At 55.0% G+C, this 17549-nt stretch carries 14 protein-coding genes; 1 reads left to right on the top strand and 13 read right to left on the bottom strand.

Annotated elements, in window-relative coordinates; genetic code table 11:
* Position 1 precedes the first annotated feature (1 nt).
* Entirely contained in the window at positions 2 to 1195 is a 1194-nt protein-coding gene (locus tag ACYVAD_RS11760; protein WP_461139687.1) for a beta-alanine-activating enzyme beta-propeller domain-containing protein, read from the bottom strand.
* 128 nt (positions 1196 to 1323) lie between these two features.
* Positions 1324 to 2697 (bottom strand): histidine--tRNA ligase, encoded by a 1374-nt coding sequence (gene hisS, locus ACYVAD_RS11755; RefSeq protein ID WP_461139686.1) that lies wholly within the window; start codon positions 2695 to 2697, stop codon positions 1324 to 1326.
* 211 nt (positions 2698 to 2908) lie between these two features.
* On the opposite strand from hisS, the gene ACYVAD_RS11750 reads away from it, so the two are divergent.
* Positions 2909 to 3064, top strand: a complete 156-nt coding sequence (locus tag ACYVAD_RS11750; protein ID WP_461139685.1) for a hypothetical protein — start codon at positions 2909 to 2911, stop codon at positions 3062 to 3064.
* A gap of 20 nt (positions 3065 to 3084) precedes the next feature.
* Here the strand turns inward: ACYVAD_RS11750 and ACYVAD_RS11745 are convergent, their stop codons facing one another.
* From ACYVAD_RS11745 to ACYVAD_RS11695, 11 genes are all read right to left on the bottom strand, one after another.
* Positions 3085 to 3390 (bottom strand): hypothetical protein, encoded by a 306-nt coding sequence (locus ACYVAD_RS11745; protein ID WP_461139684.1) that lies wholly within the window; start codon positions 3388 to 3390, stop codon positions 3085 to 3087.
* A 122-nt stretch (positions 3391 to 3512) separates the two neighbouring features.
* Positions 3513 to 4520, bottom strand: coding sequence for a glycosyltransferase (locus ACYVAD_RS11740; RefSeq protein ID WP_461139683.1), 1008 nt, complete (start codon positions 4518 to 4520; stop codon positions 3513 to 3515).
* A gap of 2 nt (positions 4521 to 4522) precedes the next feature.
* Positions 4523 to 5161 carry an HAD family hydrolase gene (locus tag ACYVAD_RS11735; RefSeq protein WP_461139682.1) on the bottom strand — a complete coding sequence of 213 codons (639 nt, stop codon included), beginning with the start codon at positions 5159 to 5161 and terminating at the stop codon, positions 4523 to 4525.
* Complete coding sequence (gene hemL / locus ACYVAD_RS11730) at positions 5158 to 6450, bottom strand: glutamate-1-semialdehyde 2,1-aminomutase (protein ID WP_461139681.1); 1293 nt, start codon at positions 6448 to 6450, stop codon at positions 5158 to 5160. Before hemL ends, ACYVAD_RS11735 begins: the two co-directional genes overlap by 4 nt.
* A 132-nt stretch (positions 6451 to 6582) precedes the next feature.
* Complete coding sequence (locus ACYVAD_RS11725; RefSeq protein ID WP_461139680.1) at positions 6583 to 8343, bottom strand: ABC transporter substrate-binding protein; 1761 nt, start codon at positions 8341 to 8343, stop codon at positions 6583 to 6585.
* A gap of 112 nt (positions 8344 to 8455) precedes the next feature.
* Positions 8456 to 10336, bottom strand: a complete 1881-nt coding sequence (gene yidC, locus ACYVAD_RS11720) for a membrane protein insertase YidC (RefSeq protein WP_461139679.1) — start codon at positions 10334 to 10336, stop codon at positions 8456 to 8458.
* Positions 10337 to 10422: 86 nt separating this feature from the next.
* Entirely contained in the window at positions 10423 to 12141 is a 1719-nt protein-coding gene (locus ACYVAD_RS11715; RefSeq protein WP_461139678.1) for a CTP synthase, read from the bottom strand.
* 416 nt (positions 12142 to 12557) lie between these two features.
* On the bottom strand, positions 12558 to 12959 hold the full coding sequence (locus ACYVAD_RS11710) for a GlcG/HbpS family heme-binding protein (protein WP_461139677.1): 402 nt from the start codon (positions 12957 to 12959) through the stop codon (positions 12558 to 12560).
* A 165-nt stretch (positions 12960 to 13124) separates the two neighbouring features.
* The gene (locus tag ACYVAD_RS11705; protein ID WP_461139676.1) at positions 13125 to 13769 is read right to left on the bottom strand and encodes a gluconate 2-dehydrogenase subunit 3 family protein; all 645 of its coding nucleotides are present in this window, start codon (positions 13767 to 13769) and stop codon (positions 13125 to 13127) included.
* Between the two features lie 2 nt (positions 13770 to 13771).
* Entirely contained in the window at positions 13772 to 15517 is a 1746-nt protein-coding gene (locus tag ACYVAD_RS11700; RefSeq protein ID WP_461139675.1) for a GMC family oxidoreductase, read from the bottom strand.
* A gap of 135 nt (positions 15518 to 15652) precedes the next feature.
* Complete coding sequence (locus ACYVAD_RS11695; RefSeq protein ID WP_461139674.1) at positions 15653 to 17509, bottom strand: M61 family metallopeptidase; 1857 nt, start codon at positions 17507 to 17509, stop codon at positions 15653 to 15655.
* Positions 17510 to 17549: the final 40 nt, after the last annotated feature.

Below are 17549 nucleotides of genomic sequence, written 5' to 3'. Positions count from 1 at the left end.
TTTATTTGGCGCCACTAATGGTTGGATAGACCCCGACTGTTTTATCCCGTTGCGCCAGTACCGGGCTCGACACGATGACGCCCCCCGTCTGGAACGACCAGCGTAATCGGCCAGACGACCGATCGATGGCATAAAGGCGGGTGTCATTACTGCCTACGTAGACCGTGCCGCCCGTCACCAGCGGGGTTGCGTACAGATCATAGTTGGCCTGAAACAGCGGATTGCCCCGCCCCGTGGCTACATCCACCACGTAAAGCGCATGATCCCGACTGGCCACATAAACCTGATTACCGACGACGACCGGGCTGGCGTAAATCGACGTGTCCGTCCGGAACCGCCAGCGCACCGTACCCGTGGCCGCATCCAGCGCGTACAGATTATTGTCGTAACTACCCACGTACACGACACAGTTGGCGACCACCGGACTGGCGTAGATGACCTCGTCGGTTACATAGGCCCAACGCCGGGCGCCCGTAGCCGCATCCAGCGCATAGAGCCGTTTGTCCGAACTACCCACGTACACGGTGTTTCCAACCACCACGGGACTCGATAAGATATAGCCCTGGGTCCGGAATCGCCACCGCAACCGACCCGTAGCTGCGTCGACGGCGTACACGTCATTATCCTGACCACCAATGTATACCATCCCGTTCAGCACGGCCGGGCTACCGTATAATCCATACACGCGGCTCGCCAGCCCAAAAGACGTATTCAGCACCCAGAGCAAGCTCCCCGTTGTGGCATCCAGCGCGTACAGAGTTCCATCCTGACTCCCCACGAACAGCCGCCCATCGACGACGGTGGGACTGGAATAAACGGCCGAGCCCGTCCGAAAGGACCAGCGACGCGTTCCCGTCGCGGCATCCAGCGCGTAGAGGCTGTAGTCGTTGCTGCCCACGTAGACCATGCCGTAGGCAACGACCGGACTAGAATGAATCGACGTATCAGCCCGAAAGGACCAGCGTACCGCTCCAGTAGTTGTATCCAGGGCGTACAGGTGATTGTCGTAACTGCCCACATAGACGTACGGTACGGTCAGGCTAACGCTGGGGGGCGTGGTCACGACGGGAACCGGCGCAGGGCCAGCTGATGGAATAACGGCATCGGGCGCGTGACAGCCGACGACCGCTACCACAAGTAGCAGCCACAGCCACACGGCAGAGTTATTCCCACCCCATCCGACCTGTCCGTTCATACACTCAAAAAGCCTGATTTATCGGCTTCTACCCGGCCCAAACGCAAAATACCCGTTGCAAACCTCACCGGTACGTATCCGGTTCAGGTGCAACGGGTAACTTCTACTAAGAAACTCCTGAAACAGGATCAGTTGACTGACCAGCTCTGCTGAGCCAGCTCGTCCTGGGCTACCCGGCGCTGTTCGCCGGTAACCATATTTTTCAGGGAGACGGTACCGGTCTGCACCTCTTCGGAGCCGATCAGCGCTACGTACGGAATCTGTTTGGCGTTGGCGTAATCAAGCATCTTTTTGACTTTGGCCAGATCAGGGTACACTTCAGCGGCAAGACCAGAGGCCCGTAGCTGGCTCAGCAGCGGCAGGGCCACCGCGCGGGCTTCCGCGTCGAAGGGTACGAACAGGACGGTCGTACCCTGGCCAGCACTAGCCGGAAACAGGTCCAGTTCGTCCATGACGTCGTAAATCCGATCAACGCCGAAGGAAATGCCCACCCCCGACAGACCCGGCATGCCGAAAGCGCCCGTCAGGTTGTCGTACCGACCGCCCCCACTAACGCTGCCTATACTCACGCCGTTGGCTTTTACTTCGAAAATAGCGCCGGTATAATAGGACAGCCCACGAGCGAGCGTAGGGTCCAGCTGCACCTTCGAACCACGTAGACCGTATTGCTCCGCGAGTTGCAGCGTTTCTTCCAGTTCTTGGATTCCCTGTTGCGCGGTTGCCGAATCAGCCAGCCACGTTTTCAGCGTCTGCATCAACTGGGTGGTGTCGCTGGTATCCAATGTGAAGAGCGGCAACAAGCGGCCGACAATGTCGTCGGAGAAGCCGCGCTCCCGGAGTTCATCGAGTACCTTATCCTGCCCGATCTTATCCAGTTTGTCAATGGCTACGCTTAGCGTTCCCTCCTGACCCGGCACACCAATGGCTTCGGCGATGCCCGCCAGAATTTTTCGGTTGTTGATTTTTAGGGTAAAGTCGGTAATGCCCAGGTTCTGGAAGACTTCGTGGATCATCAGAATAATTTCCGCTTCGCACAGCAGTGAATCCGTGCCTACAACGTCAGCGTCGCACTGGTAAAACTCCCGGTAGCGCCCCTTCTGCGGCCGGTCGGCGCGCCAGACGGGCTGCATCTGGTATCGCTTAAAGGGTAACGCCAGCGAATTCCGGTTCATTACGACGTAACGGGCAAAGGGTACGGTCAGATCATACCGTAATCCCTTCTCAGCAATTTTCGGTGTCAGGGCTTTACTCCCGGCCGTCAGGTCCGGTTCGGTCAGCCCACCCGCGAAATCACCGGAGTTAAGGATTTTAAACAACAGCTGATCGCCTTCATCACCGTATTTCCCCGTCAGCACCGACAGGTTTTCCATCGTGGGGGTTTCGAGCGGTTGAAAGCCAAAGCGTTGGAATGTCTGCCGAATGGTATCAAAAATAAAAAGCCGCTTCCGCATCTGCGTCGGGCCGAAATCGCGAGTCCCTTTGGGTAAGGTTGGTTTTTGCATGATAACAGGGAGCCCGTCACGAGTAGACAGGCGATCAATCCAGAGAAATTGCCATTTAGCGACCGAAAGGCCCTAAACAAGCCGCAAAATTACGGCGAAGCATTTACTTTCTCCCGCAGAAACGCTATTTTTGCGACCTGCTTTGTCAACAGACTGCGTTCTTGTTGTCAGGCAATCGAACGAGAACCGACAATTTCAATTAAATAAAGTCATGGGAGTAACTGAACTGAAACGTAAAGGCCGTAAAAATCGGGCCGTTGCCAATAACAAAACCAACGCCATCAAGCAACTGCTGCGTAAGCCAATCATCAAAAACGTGGACGTAGACGCGATCAAAGCATCGTTCGCGGAGAAGAAAGCTGCATAAGCTTCGTCTGCCTCGCTTATTCAGGAAGCCTCGCCCTTACTTGGCGAGGTTTTTCGTTTCTGACGGGACCGGTCCCGGTTAACTTTCTTCAGCTCCCGACGCACAAACCGCCGGTAGTCAATCTGCACCCGGTAGCGCACGGCCTGCCCGAATAGCGACAGCCCTCCGTTGATCAGGATCAAACTGTACGTCCCCCAAAGAAACCACTGCCGGAACGGAGCATCCATATGCTTGGCATGGGCGGCTTCGCTGAACACGCACAACCCCGCTCCAATTAATACCAGACTGACCGGAGCCAGCAGCAGCCACTTGGTGCGGGTACTCATGCGTTTAATTAATTGTTGGCCGGGTGGTTGTCCAGGTTTCGCCATCGATACTCGAATCGGGGATAGGTATGTATATACGTTAGAAACGTAGCGCCCGCCAATTTAGTTACGGATGAGCATTTTTACGATGGATATTCCATATTCGCCCCCGTTTCCCGAAAATGTTTAGGCTCCCGTAGCCGTTTCCAGCCTTCGCTGATAAAGCCAATCCCGTAAGCCGTCAGTTGCACGAAGGCCGCTTCGACGCTCAGCAGTCCCACCCGCAGGCTCCGCTCCTTTCGGGTGGCGTCGATCAGGATCAATACCGCCAGGAGTGCCAGTGCACCCACTGCCAACCCAAACAGGACCGGGCTGATCAGCGCCCAGAGGGGAACCGAGAACAAAAACAGGGTAAACAGCGCCGGAAAGGTGTGCACCAGCTTGAGTTCATTGGGGTAATAGCGGGAAATATTGATCCGGGCGCGCCCGAAGAAGCGGATCTGTCGGAAAAACTGCCCGAAGTTGGTCCGGCGTTTGTGGTAAATGAATGCCTCGGGAATCAATCCGGTTTTAAAGCCCGACTCGATGATCCGGATCGCGAACTCGATATCCTCGCCCATCCGGCTCAGTTTGTACCCCCCCGTTGTTTCCCATACGTGGCGGGACAAACCCATGTTAAAACTCCGGGGATGATACGTACCGCCTAAATTTTTCTTACTACCCCGAATCCCCCCCGTCGTAAAGGGCGACGTCATGGAGTAGCTGATGGCTTTCTGCACCGGGGTAAAATCAGCATGAGCCGCGTCCGGGCCGCCGTAGGCATCCCGCCAGTCGGTGGTCAGGCGTTGCTGTACAGCCTCAAAATAATGCGAAGGAATCAGCGCGTCCGAATCAAAGATGACAAAATAATCGCCCGTTGCCCGTTCAAAGCCATAATTACGGGTAAAGCCCTGCCCGGAGTTTGGCTTGGCAAAATACCGAATCGACAGGCGGTCGGTAAACTCGGCCACGACGCCGTCGGCTTTTTGAACGGACCCATCCTCGATCACCAGCACGTCAAAGCGGGTATACGTCTGCCGGGTAAGACTCGTCAGCAATTCGCGCAGTTCGTCGGGGCGGTTATAAACGGGAATAATAACGGAAAAGAACATACTTATAACCGGGGCAGTAGCCATTCTTGACATGCATCAACCGACTCAAACAACGCGTCGGGCTGTAAGCTGGCTAACCGCTCCGGTTCAGCCGTACTGGCCCAGGCCGCAGCCGCAATTGGTACGCCCGCCTGCCGACAAGCCAGAATGTCGCTGGGGGCATCCCCAACGTACAGGACCTCCCCTGGCTGCACCGCCCAGTCGCCAACGATGCGGGTAATGTTCCCAGTTTTGCTGTTCGAAGTCAAATCACCGTAGCCAAATTTGCTGAAATACGGGGCCAGCTCGTAAAACGCCAGCGACATACGAGCGCTCGGCTCTCCTTTCCCCGTCACCAGCGCCAGTTGTACGTTTCGTTTGTGGAGTTCCTGCAGCAAAGGCAGTATTCCCGGAAACAGATCAGGGTAGTCGGCATGGTACTGTTCGTAATGTGCCAGATAAGCCGCGACGCCTTCTTCGTACGCATGGGGAATCAGCGCCTGGATCGTTCCTCGTTCCGATGGGCCAAACGTAGCGATGATCTCCGCATCACTGACCGGGCGGCCCAGTCGGGGTTCGATCGATGACCGAAATGCCCGGATGCACAAGGGCAACGTATCGGCGAGTGTGCCGTCAAAATCAAAGATTATGCCTTTAATCATGCCGTAGCCATTACCTCAACTAAACTTTCTTCGTTCGCCTGAATAACCTGATCGATCAGCTCATCGGTCAGCGCGACGGAAAGGAACAGGCTCTCGAACTGCGACGGCGCCAGATAGACACCCCGCTTCAGCATAGCGTGAAAATAGCGACCAAACAGGGGCAGGTCGCAGGTTTTAGCTTCCGAGAAGTTTGTTACCGGCCGCTCGGTCATGAAGAGCGTGAACATCGACCCAATGTGATTGATGGTGTAATTCAGCCCCGCTTTGGCCAGTCCATTCCGGAAACCAGCGACGAGTTTATCCCCAATTTCCTCCAGCCGGGTGTACACCTCGGGATGCTCGTTCAGGTGACGTAACATGGCCAGCCCCGCCGACATGGCGATTGGGTTACCCGACAACGTACCGGCCTGATAAACCGGTCCCGCCGGCGACACTACGTCCATAATATCAGCACGGCCACCGTAGGCACCGACGGGCATGCCGCCCCCGATAATTTTGCCCATCGTTGTCAGATCGGGGGTAATGCCAAAACGCTCCTGTGCTCCCCCTTTCGCCAGGCGGAACCCGGTCATCACCTCGTCGAAGATCAGCAGGACACCCTGCTTCGTGCATAACTCCCGCAGCCCCGTCAGGAAACCAGCCTCGGGCAATACGCAGCCCATGTTTCCCACCACAGGCTCCAGAATAATGGCGGCTATCTGGTTATGATTGGCATCCAGCAACGCTTCAACAGCCGCCAGGTCATTATACGGTGCCGTCAGCGTATCGACGGCCGTAGCCTTCGTTACGCCGGGCGAATCGGGGGTGCCCATCGTCACGGCTCCGCTCCCGGCGGCAATCAGAAACGAATCGCCGTGCCCGTGATAACAGCCTTCAAACTTGATTATTTTGTCGCGGCCGGTAAATCCGCGGGCGACCCGAATCGCGGCCATGGTGGCTTCGGTGCCAGAGTTCACCATCCGGACCTTCTCGACCGACGGTACCATCTGCGTGATCAGTTCAGCCATTTCAACCTCCTTGCGGGTTGGGGCACCAAACGAAAACGAATACTGAATGGCGTCCCGAACGGCTTTCTCGACGGGTTCGAACGCATGGCCCAGAATCATTGGCCCCCAGGAGTTGATCAGCTCGATGTACTGCTTACCATCCTCATCGACGACATACGGCCCGTTGGCCGATTTGATAAACAGCGGATTACCGCCCACAGCCCGAAATGCCCGCACGGGTGAGTTCACCCCGCCAGGAATCAGGGTCTTCGCTTTCTCAAAAAGTTGTTCGCTCGTTGTCATAGTTTGAATGAGCGAATGAATTAATGAGTGATTGAGTGATTGAGCGACTGAGTGAATAGCTACCGCATGTTTACTAATCCGGATGATATTCACTCACTCGCGCATTCACTCATTCACTCATTTACTCATTCACTAATTAATTTTCACAAACCGGCCGTCCTGATACTTTACGATCGGAACGACCTGGTTGTCATTGTTTTGCGTATAATCAAATCCAGACGACAGATAATCGTCGGCCTCGGAACGCATATCGCTCCGGTTTACGGGACCGGGTCCTCCTTTAGCCAGTTGTCGCCCGAAAAAGAGCAGCATATCGTATCCCTGTCGGGCAAAAACGGATGGAATGGTATTCCGCTTCGCCAGATAGTCTTCGTCGAATGAGGCTACTACCGGACGAGTCGTGTCTACGTAATCGGGACTGATCAGGTAGACATCGCGCCGGGTAAAGGTCGAGCCAGGATTCTTGTAAAGGTCAAACGCACTTGAGGTCGCAACCAGGGGGGCATTGGCTTTGCGCCGGCTGAGTGCCTCAACTAGCCGTGGGCCGTCGTTTTCGTTGCTACTGGCCAGAAATACGTGGTGCAACGTCGGGCCGACGGATGCGCTGGTCCCCGATGAAGCAGGAGCGCTCGATGTAGTCAGTTTCATCACGGTTGCCATAGTCTGCGCCGATCCACTGAGCTTCCGGAAGTCGACAATCTGATACCGCTGCGCCAGCAGTTCCTGCTGATACGCTACGGCCAGCAATGAATCCTTACGAGCCGTCCCGTAATAAATTGCCGCCCGACGCGGGCCAGACAGGGACTGTGTCTGTGCGGCCGCCACCCGGGCCTGTTCGAGCAGTGACGGTTGCGCCAGAAAAGCCATGGGCTGTTCGGCGACCAGATCACTATTCGTGGCAATGGGATTCAGCAGCCAGATGTTCTGCTGATTAGCAAAGGCCGTCGCGATTCGGTTCGGTTCAACGTAGAGCGGCCCGATAATCATATCCGTTTGCGCGAAACCCGGTGAACTGACTAACTCCAGCGCTTTATTAGCATCATTATCAACGTCATAAGCCAGTAGGTTCACGTTGATCCCCTCCGTCTGGAGTTTTTCACTGGCGAGTTTCATCCCGTTGTACAGATCGTACACGTATTGATTCGACCGGCGCTTATCGGTTTCTTCCAGCCGGAATGGAAACAAAACGGCTACGTTATATCGGTTTCGGGACCGCCCCGGTCGGGTCATGGCTGGGGTATTTGCCGTGGTGGCGGGCGCTGTTTCGACCGAGGGTGTAGTGGCGGGAGCCGGCGCATTACTTGGTGCACCAAACCGGTTTGTTAACCGATCCGATAGTTCCAGGTCGGACTTGTCACTACCCGTCCGTTGAATCAACTCTACCAAAGCCAGGCCTACCGTCCGGTTTTCGGGAAACTCCCGATTCAATTGTTTCAGCCGCCGAAGGTCAGTAATCCGGGGAATAAACGCCTGTTCGAGCTGCGTCATGACGGGCCGCAGGGATGCATTCTTGATCTGACCCAAGGCCGTTAGGGCGTCTTCGTACTGCCCCGTTTCCATGCAGCTGGCCGCCAGTAGGTACTGGGCATCGTCCAGCTGTACCCAATCGGGATACCGGGCAATGAGTTGCTTCAGCATGAGCCGGGCCTGCGAAAAATTCTTTTGCCGGAACGACGCCAACGCGTAATAGTAGTGCGCAAAGGGACCGTAGGGCCCCTCCCGCTGAATAATGGTGTTTAATTCGGCTTTTGCCCGCTCGTACGCCTTATTCTGCACCAGCCGGACAGCCGCCTGGTACCGGCTTTTGCCGTCGGACAAGGATTGTGCCCAGGCAGTCTGCAACCCAACCAGACTAACGATCAATCCGGTGTATCTGAGTAAGCGGCTGTTCATGGATTGTCTAGATGAATACGCAAAAGCAACGCATTGGCGTTGCTTTTGGTTATAACAAAAGTAGGGTCTTGGGGCAAAAAGTCACTCGCCCGTCCAGCCGTAAGCCAGGGGTTTATTTTTTCTGTTTGGCTTTCCGCTGGGCTTCTTCGGCCTGCTTACGAGCCTCGTCGGCTGCCGCCAGCTGGCGTTGTAATAAGGCCTGGAAGCCGCCTGGTTTTTTCCCCTCTCCCTTCGCGTTCTTCGCCCGGTTTTCGTCCAGGATTGCCCGGATCTTTCCTTCATCCACAAACCGACGAATCAGTTGCTGCTGGGTAATAGTCACGATATTCGATACGAAGTAATAGAACGTCAGACCGGCGGGGTACGAGTTCAGTACGAACATGAACATCAGCGGGAAGACGTAACTCAGCGCTTTCATGTTCACGGGACCGGGCTGCGTAGGCGTTGTCTGGTTGTTGTAATACGCGTACGCAATCGAGGAAGCCGTCATCAGTACGGTAAACAGACTCAGGTGACTACCGATGAAGGGTATCGTGGGGAACGTAACAAACGCATCGTAGGTCGAGAGATCACCCGCCCACAGGAACGGTTTCTGGCGCAGCTCGATCAGGTTCGGGAACAGCATGAACAGCGAGAACAGGATCGGCATGGTCGCCAGCACCGGAATACAACCGCTCAGCGGACTCACGCCCACTTCCTGGTAGAGTTTCATCTGCTCCGACTGCTGCTTGGCCATGTCGTCGCCCACGCGCTCCTTGATCTCGTTGATCTCCGGCGCCAGTACCCGCATCTTGGCCATACTGACGTACGAGCGGTATGTGAGCGGGGTCAACAAAAGCTTCACGAATACCACCAGCGCGATGATCAGCAACCCGTAATTTGAGATAAACTTCTCCAGGAAGCTAAACACCGGCACAAAGAAGTATTTGTTGATCGGTTTCAGAATCGAATACCCCAGGTATACGTTCTGATCGAACTCGGGGGCAACGTCGCCCAGCAACTGAAAATCGTTCGGACCGTAGTAGAACTTGTACTGGCCTTTACCCGCCTGTACGTCGGCCAGTGGCAGACTTACGTCGGCAATGGCGGTCTTGACAATGCTATCGCCGGGATTAACCAACGCTTTAAACGTAGCCTTCTGCAACGGTGCGTTCTTCGCCACAAAAGCCGACAGGAAGTATTTGTGTTTAATAGCAAACCACTGTACGGGTTCTTCCAGGGTTGCTTCTTCGCTCGCGTCGCTTTCCTTTAGCTTGTCGAAATTTTCATCCTGCGTCAGGTAGTCGATGGTTGCAGCCCGGCGGTTGTTCATGAAGTCATTCTCATACTGCTTCATCTTGTCTTCCCAGAAGAAGCGGATGTTCTGACCGGCTACCGTATTGTTCAACCCGTTTAGTTTTAGGTCATACCCCAGTACGTAACCTTCGGCGGGCATGGTATAGACCTGCTCTACGGCGTTTCCGCCACCCGTCGTTGCCCGAAAGGTTATCTGACGGGGTTGCCCTCCCACGGTTCCACTCTGAGCATCCGTCTGGTAATACAACTGATGCAGGTCAACTTTACCCTGACGGGTTGGCAGTTCCAGTACGGTCCGGCTGCTTTCCGCGTCGATCAGCACGAGCGGCTTCTGATCGTACGTCTTGTAATTCTTTAGTAACACTTCCTTTACGCGTCCACCCAGCGTACTGAAGGTTACTTTCATGTCGTTGTTTTCCAGGACGATCTCCTGTTCCTGCCCCGTAGCGGCCGACGCAAAATCACCGAACTGGGCGCGGGCAGCCGCCGAATCCAGCGGCTGCTCAGCCGGGCCGCGTTCAGCCGAACGCGGCCCGGCCTTATCAATGGCAGCAGCCGCATCGGCCGCTGTTTTTGGGTTACTCGTCTGGGTTTGTTGCGCTGGTTTCTTCTCCGGCGCGGGTTTTGGCACCAGGTACTGGTAGCCAACCAACATTGCCAGAATCAGGACAATGCCGATAATTTGATTACGATCCATTCTATAAGTTTGAAAGTCAACCCTGTCTGGCCATCACGACCGGACAGGGTCACTTGTGTCGCGCAAAAATACGCCAATCTGGGCGGTTAATCAACCACGCCAGCGGTTTCTGCTTCGGTAGATACAGGAGCGGTCAGAACGCTGGCATCAGCGGACGTAACGGGCACATCCAGCTTCTGGCGGTGGTAGGCCAGGGCCGCCTTGACGAACTGCACAAACAGCGGGTGCGGGTTCATCACCGTACTTTTCAGTTCGGGGTGGAACTGCACACCCACGAACCAGGGATGACTGGCTACCTCAACGATTTCAACCAGGCCGGTTTCGGGGTTAATACCCGTTGCCCGCATTCCCGCCTTGGCAAACGATTCCAGGTAGTCATTGTTGAACTCGTAGCGGTGACGGTGGCGTTCGCTGATCTGCGTTTTACCGTAAATCTGGTACGCTCGTGAATCTTTTTCGATTTTACAGGGATATGCCCCCAAGCGCATCGTGCCGCCCATATCGGTTACTTTTTTCTGCTCCTCCATCATGTTAATGACGGGGGCGTCGGTGTGGGGGTCCATCTCGGTCGAGTGAGCGTTTTCGATACCCAGTACGTTGCGGGCGTATTCGATGACGGCCATCTGCATACCCAGGCAAATCCCCAAGAAGGGAATTCCATTTTCGCGCACGAAGCGAACGGCGTTGATTTTTCCGTCAATTCCGCGTTCGCCGAAGCCCGGTGCTACCAGCACGCCGTCCAGCTCGCGCAGTGTTTCGGCGCAGTGGTGCTCGTCGACCAGTGTTTCGGACTGAATCCATTCAAGCTTTACTTTACATTCGTTCTGCGCACCGGCGTGAACAAACGCTTCAGCGATGGATTTGTAGGCGTCGTGAAGCTCCACGTATTTACCCACCAGACCGATCCGCACCGTTTCGCCGGGATTACGTAGCCGCCCCAGGAAATTCTTCCAGGCGTCCAGCTCCGCGTCTTTGTCATTGTACATACCAAGCATGTACAAGGCCCGCTGATCGAGCCGCTCCTTCTGCATCAGCAGCGGCACGTCGTAAATCGTCTCCGCGTCCATCGCTTCGACGACCGAACTAACCTGCACGTTACAGAAGAGGGCAATTTTTCGGCGAATGTCCTGCGGCAGCGGATGCTCGGTGCGGCAAACGATGATGTCGGGCTGCACGCCGTTCTCCAGCAGCATCCGTACCGAGTGCTGGGTGGGTTTGGTTTTCAGTTCACCCGCCGATTTCAGGTACGGAATCAGGGTCAGGTGAATTACCAGCGTATCCCGTTCGCCGAGTTCGAATTTTAGCTGACGTACCGCTTCCACGAAGGGCAGCGACTCGATATCGCCCACGCAGCCGCCAATTTCGGTAATGATGATGTCGTACTCTCCCGTATCACCCAGCAGCTTAATGTTCCGCTTGATCTCGTCGGTGATGTGCGGTACTACCTGCACGGTTTTCCCCAGGAAATCGCCCCGGCGCTCACGGGTAATGACGTTGTTATAAATACGTCCCGTCGTGATGTTGTTCGCCTGCGACGTTGGCCGGTTCAGAAAGCGCTCGTAGTGCCCTAAATCAAGGTCTGTTTCCGCCCCGTCGTCGGTGACGTAGCATTCGCCATGTTCGTAAGGATTGAGCGTACCGGGGTCGATGTTGATGTACGGATCGAATTTCTGGATCGTTACCGTAAGTCCCCGTGACTGAAGAAGTGTTGCTAGTGAAGAGGCAATGATGCCTTTACCGAGTGATGAAGTTACCCCGCCCGTAACAAAAATATATTTCGCGGATTTTGGTCCCGTAGCCGCCATGATGCAAACCTGTTTTGGTCGTTACGGGGCATAAAGGTACGCAAAATTTAGGGGGATCGCGTGGTATTTCTGACTAAAAGTTACCCGTTCCGGCGACAGACAGAGCCAGTAGGCTGATTACCGGTGTTTTACCCAGCATTATTTCTCTGACCAGCTATAAAGCGAATGAGTGAGCGCGCGAATACAACGGGCTCCTTTTCCTAACAGGAGCCTTCCTGGCATCGCGATCGTCTGACAAGTGGCCGCGGTTATTGTTTGTTGCTTTTTTTCATGGCTGTCCGAACGAAGCTATGACCTGGACTGGCGTCATTCCCTGCCTGGGAGCAGGGCAACTGATCTGAACAGTCTCACCCATCAGGTACTAAAAAAGCCATCGGCTGCACAGTCGAGGGCTTTTTTAGTACTAGTTTATGGAATTAGACGATGGCGTCGACACCCGCTTGGGCAACAGCATGGTCGTTGTCGACGGTACTTCCCGACACACCAATGGCCCCAATGATCTCCCCCTGTGCATTTTTGATCGGAATTCCCCCCGGAAACGTAATCAGGCCACCGTTGGCGTGTTCTATGTTGTAGAGTGAGCCACCGGGCTGCGATAGTTTGCCGAGTTCACCGCTGGGCATGTCGAAATAGCGAGCGGTACGGGCTTTCCGCATGGCGATGTCAACGGAACCCAGCCAGGCTCCATCCATACGCACAAAAGCGGTCAGGTTAGCGCCAGCGTCAACCACGGCAATGTTCATCAGCGTGCCAATCTCGCTGGCTTTCTGTTTGGCAGCCTCCACAGCCTGCTGCGCTTGGGCAAGGGTAATATTCATAAATTCTGGGTTAGGGTTCGTCGTACTAACCAGTGGTAATCCACTAAGGTTTTCGACTAGTCCTATCGAGCTTATCTTCTAGTTACCCTGAACTCCGGTTTAGCCACTAACAGCCGAAGCCCCGCTCAATGAACGGGGCTTCGGCTGTTAGTGGTAAAGTCTTACTTAACCTTTGTAATCGTAACCGCGTAGTTCGCGTTCTTCGTAGGCCAAGCCGTACTGTTTCAGGACGTCTTCGGGAACACCGTCCCACTGGTTAGGCACGTTGCCAACGTAACCAAGGTCCTTCACCCCCATCTGGCTGCTATAGAAGCCCGAAGCGGTCAGGTTACGCATGAGCGTAAAGAAAGCCGCGCCCTGCGTCATATCGGGTTTAGCCAGCTTTGGGTACGCAATCTGGTCCACTAGCTCGATCTGCTGCGCTTTCGTACACTCAACGAATGATTTACCGTAGCGCTTCGTGCAGGTATTGTCCAGCCAGCGAATACCGCCCCGCATAGGGGTCTGATTCTGCGGCATATCCTTCATCATAAACTCGATGAAAGCCGGCACGCCGGCCTGCGAGGCACTCCCCGACCGCTCATCAGCCGGAATAATGATATCCGACAGTACCGTTACGGTCTGAAGCTCATGGGGCGTAAAGAACTTCTGCGCGTTCAGTTTGGCATCACGCTCAGCTTCAAACTTTTGACGGCCACCCGGAACAACCAGCGGTTTTTCGGGTGGAGCTGGAACGGCGGCTTCGACGGGCGTAACGGCCAGGCCGAAACCCGTCAGCGATAAAGCTTTTAAGGAATCTCTGCGTTTCATGGTCAGATATTTTTCTTTTTCACTTCGTCAATCAGATACTCCGATGTGCGCATGGATGACGCCAGGATCGTCCACGTTACGTTTTTATCGCCCTGCGATGGGAACGCAGCCGCGTCCACCACAAATAGGTTCTTCACGTCGTGGGCCTGCTGATAGCCGTTCAGCGCCGATGTTTTTGGGTCCTTACCCATCCGGGCCGTACCTACTTCGTGAATGATCTTACCGGGCGCTTCCAGACCGTAGTTGTTCTCGGGTCCTGGCTTTCTACCCAGCGCGATGCCGCCCATCGAGTGGATGATCTCTTCGAAGGTATCCTGCATGTGCTTAGCCTGCTTCACCTCGTAGTCCGACCATTTGTAGTTGAACCGGAGTACGGGAATACCGTATTTATCCACGACGTTCGGATCGATTTCGCAGTAGTTGCTTTCGAGTGGGACGGGTTCTCCGCGACCGGCCATCCCGACGTACGCCCCGTAGAACCGGCGATAATCGTCTTTCAGGCCAGCGCCGTAGCCACCGCCGGGTTTGTTCTTTCCGTCACGACCCGGAATCATTTCGTTCATGCCTTCGATCCCCCAGCCAAAGCCGTAGGCGGGCATGCCCATACCACCCCAGTACTCAATGTGGTACCCACGGGGGAAGTCCAGTTTTTTGTTGTCTAACCACCAGGGCGTAAAGACGTGCATACCCCCAACGCCATCTTCGTTGTAGCGTTTGCGATCCATCAGCGCCGGAACAAAGGCCGAACGGGAAGCCCCCGTTGAGTCGTTGATGTATTTACCGACCACATTGCTCGAATTGGCCAGTCCCGTCGGGAACCGGCTCGATTTTGAGTTGAGCAGCAGCCGCGCCGTTTCGCCCGCGCTGGCAGCCAGCACGACGACTTTAGCTTTTACGGTTACCTCCTGTAGTGTCTGGGTGTTGACGTAACTCACGCCGGTTGCCAAGCCCGTTGCCGGATCAGTCAGCACTTCGCGTACCATGGCACCGTTCACCAGCGTTACGTTCCCCGTTTTCAGGGCTGGTTTAACCAGTACCGACGACGACGAGAAATCGGCGTAGGCCTGGCAGGCCCGGCCACACTGGCTACAGTAGAAACACTGCCCCCGCTCTTCGTTAATGGGTTTGGTCAGGATCGACAGCCGCGATGGAATTACGGGAATACCGATACTACGGGCGCCTTTCCGGATCATCATCTCGTGCAGCCGTGGTTTCGGCGGAGGCAGGAAGATCCCATCCGGTTCAGATGGCATGTTTTCGACCGAGCCAAAGACCCCAATCAGGCGGTCAACCCGGTCGTAGAATGGTTTGAGATCATCGTAGCCGATCGGCCAGTCTTCACCCACCCCCGTCATACTTTTCCGGCGAAAATCGTCGGGCGCAAAGCGAAGCGAAATCCGACCCCAGTGGTTGGTCCGGCCACCCAGCATCCGCGAACGGAACCAGTGAAACTCCGTTCCTTTTGCCGTTGTGTACGGTTCTCCTTCGATGTCCCAGCCTCCCCAGGCGGCATCGAAATCACCGAAGGGACGAGTTGAGCTGGCGCCACGACGGGGCGACTCCCAGGGCCATTTCAGTTGCGTAATGTACTTCGGATCGGCAGGGTCGAAATAACCACCAGCTTCCAGCAGCGCTACTTTAGCGCCGGCCTTAGCGAGGGTATAAGCCGCCATGCCGCCCCCGGCACCAGAACCCACGACGATTACGTCGTATACGGTCGGAGCTTTTTGAATCTGAAACGAGTCCATGTAAAAAAGGTATGTTTAATCGTACTCAAAAACGGTCTATCATTAGCCCGAATTAATCTATTAACGAAAATTCATGATACTACAATCATCTATCTCCGTAATTTTTATCGGCTGTTGTCTTTCCCGAACGGGTCGTTAATTGATATACAGCCACTTGGTATACAACGCTTTCTGTTCGGCGGTCTGATTGGGCAATGGCACCAGCCGGTAGCTCGCCAGCGGATTTGTCGTCAGGGTAATGGGCAGCCGACGTAAAAAGCCACCCCGGTTTACCAGTACATTCAGCGTTTCGCCCGCCCGGCGACCGCTGATGAGTCGCAACAGATCGTCACCCACCCGCACGCTGTCGACTGAAATAATTTCGTCACCCACGTTCAGCCCGTCCGTGTACGAAGCGGAGCCGCGACGCACACCCGTTACGTACACTTTTCCGTTGTTTACGGTCGTAGCTGCGCCCAGGTAGCCGTCCTGCGTTTTAGCCGCCCGGTTTTGCAGTTGCAGCCCCACCGGAGCGAAATAGCGGTTATAATCGATCTGCTCGGCCGAATTGACAGCAATAGCAAAAAAATCATTCAGGGGCTGACCGGCGATTTGCTCGGCCGCCTGCCGGAATTCCTCGTCCGTAAAGCCACGCTTCTGTTTTTTATAGTATTCGTTGTATAGATACCGCATCAGGTCGTCCATACTCTTTTCTCCTTTACTTCCCGACAGAATAGCCAGATTTAATAAAGTCCCCAGCACGCTTCCTTTACTGTAATAGGAGATCGTTGTGTTGGCTGAATTCTCGTTTGGCCGATATTCTTTGATCCAGGCATCCCAGCTCGACTCAGCCGCCGACTGTACATGACTTCCCGGCTGGTTCTCAACCCGGGTAATGTCCAGCGCGATAATATCCTGGTAGGCTTCGGGCGTATGGTAACCCGCCCGGCGCAGAATATAATCCTCGTAGAACGACGTACAACCTTCTGACAGCCAGAGCATGTGGGTATAATTCTCGTTCTCGTAGTCAAAGGGACCGAGGGCAATGGGTCGAATTCGTTTGACGTTCCAGAGGTGAAAATACTCGTGGGCTACCAGCGTCAGGAAGCCTTTGTAGTTCGCTTCGGTCGAATAGGCAAAGCGATTCGTTTCCAGGGTTGTGGAGTTGAGGTGTTCCAGGCCACCGCCCCCCTGCGGAATGTGATGCACGATAAATGTATAGTCTTTACAGGGATGCTCGCCCACCACGCTGGCAGCTGTTTCGCAGACTCGTTTGTAGTCAGCCGCCAGCCGCTTTTCGTCGTAATCCACCTCGCCGAACATCGCCACCGTATGCGGTACGTTACTGGCCGAGAACGAGAACGTTTTGTGGTTACCGATCTCAATCGGTGAGTCAACTAGCAAATCGTAGTCCGGCGCTTCGTACGTGTACGTAGCGCCCGTGACTGGTTTCAGGCCCGTCGCGACGTTTTTCCAGGTGGTATAGGGTTGTACAATGACCCGGTGCGGCTGGTTCTTGAGCGCATCGTGGAACATGAACATACTGGCGGGGGTCACGTAGCCGTGGTCGGCATCCACGAAGCTCGTCCGAACGGTGAGTTCGTTGGCGTACACGCGGTAGCGAACGGTCAGCTCGTCTTCGTTCGTGTACACCCGCCAGGCATTCTTGCGAATTTTTTCGTTGCGCACTGGTTTGCCATTGGCCGTTGTCGTAAAGCCTTCCACGTTCTTGGCGTATTCCCGGATCAGGTAGGACCCCGGTGTCCAGACGGGCATCTTGATATCAACGTAGCCGTTCTTCTTCGCAGCCGTTGCGACGGCTGCGTTTTTTAACTGCATTGTCACCTCAAAGTAGTGCGTTTGCGGTTCCGGCATAGCCAGTGTGTACGTAACACTAGGGATCGGCGCGGCCGGATTTGGTTCTTCCGCAGCCCCTGGTCGGGCGGATATGGAAAGGGGGGCAAAAAATGTCCAGACAGTAAGTAAATAAAGTAGCTGGGCGTTTTTTTTCATACGGAAAAGCGGAATGCTTCGTTTTTTGTCCAGATTTGAC

It is taken from the genome of Spirosoma pomorum (genome assembly GCF_054776615.1).
Note: the sequence above shows the minus strand (reverse complement) of the source record. Positions and strands in the feature narration are given on the sequence as shown.

What these genes read in the sequence shown, in the direction of transcription:
- ACYVAD_RS11760 (WP_461139687.1), bottom strand. Translation starts at nt 1,195, where the DNA reads ATGAACGGACAGGTCGGATGGGGTGGGAATAACTCTGCCGTGTGGCTG.
- hisS (WP_461139686.1), bottom strand. Translation starts at nt 2,697, where the DNA reads ATGCAAAAACCAACCTTACCCAAAGGGACTCGCGATTTCGGCCCGACG.
- ACYVAD_RS11750 (WP_461139685.1), top strand. Translation starts at nt 2,909, where the DNA reads ATGGGAGTAACTGAACTGAAACGTAAAGGCCGTAAAAATCGGGCCGTT.
- ACYVAD_RS11745 (WP_461139684.1), bottom strand. Translation starts at nt 3,390, where the DNA reads ATGAGTACCCGCACCAAGTGGCTGCTGCTGGCTCCGGTCAGTCTGGTA.
- ACYVAD_RS11740 (WP_461139683.1), bottom strand. Translation starts at nt 4,520, where the DNA reads ATGTTCTTTTCCGTTATTATTCCCGTTTATAACCGCCCCGACGAACTG.
- ACYVAD_RS11735 (WP_461139682.1), bottom strand. Translation starts at nt 5,161, where the DNA reads ATGATTAAAGGCATAATCTTTGATTTTGACGGCACACTCGCCGATACG.
- hemL (WP_461139681.1), bottom strand. Translation starts at nt 6,450, where the DNA reads ATGACAACGAGCGAACAACTTTTTGAGAAAGCGAAGACCCTGATTCCT.
- ACYVAD_RS11725 (WP_461139680.1), bottom strand. Translation starts at nt 8,343, where the DNA reads ATGAACAGCCGCTTACTCAGATACACCGGATTGATCGTTAGTCTGGTT.
- yidC (WP_461139679.1), bottom strand. Translation starts at nt 10,336, where the DNA reads ATGGATCGTAATCAAATTATCGGCATTGTCCTGATTCTGGCAATGTTG.
- ACYVAD_RS11715 (WP_461139678.1), bottom strand. Translation starts at nt 12,141, where the DNA reads ATGGCGGCTACGGGACCAAAATCCGCGAAATATATTTTTGTTACGGGC.
- ACYVAD_RS11710 (WP_461139677.1), bottom strand. Translation starts at nt 12,959, where the DNA reads ATGAATATTACCCTTGCCCAAGCGCAGCAGGCTGTGGAGGCTGCCAAA.
- ACYVAD_RS11705 (WP_461139676.1), bottom strand. Translation starts at nt 13,769, where the DNA reads ATGAAACGCAGAGATTCCTTAAAAGCTTTATCGCTGACGGGTTTCGGC.
- ACYVAD_RS11700 (WP_461139675.1), bottom strand. Translation starts at nt 15,517, where the DNA reads ATGGACTCGTTTCAGATTCAAAAAGCTCCGACCGTATACGACGTAATC.
- ACYVAD_RS11695 (WP_461139674.1), bottom strand. Translation starts at nt 17,509, where the DNA reads ATGAAAAAAAACGCCCAGCTACTTTATTTACTTACTGTCTGGACATTT.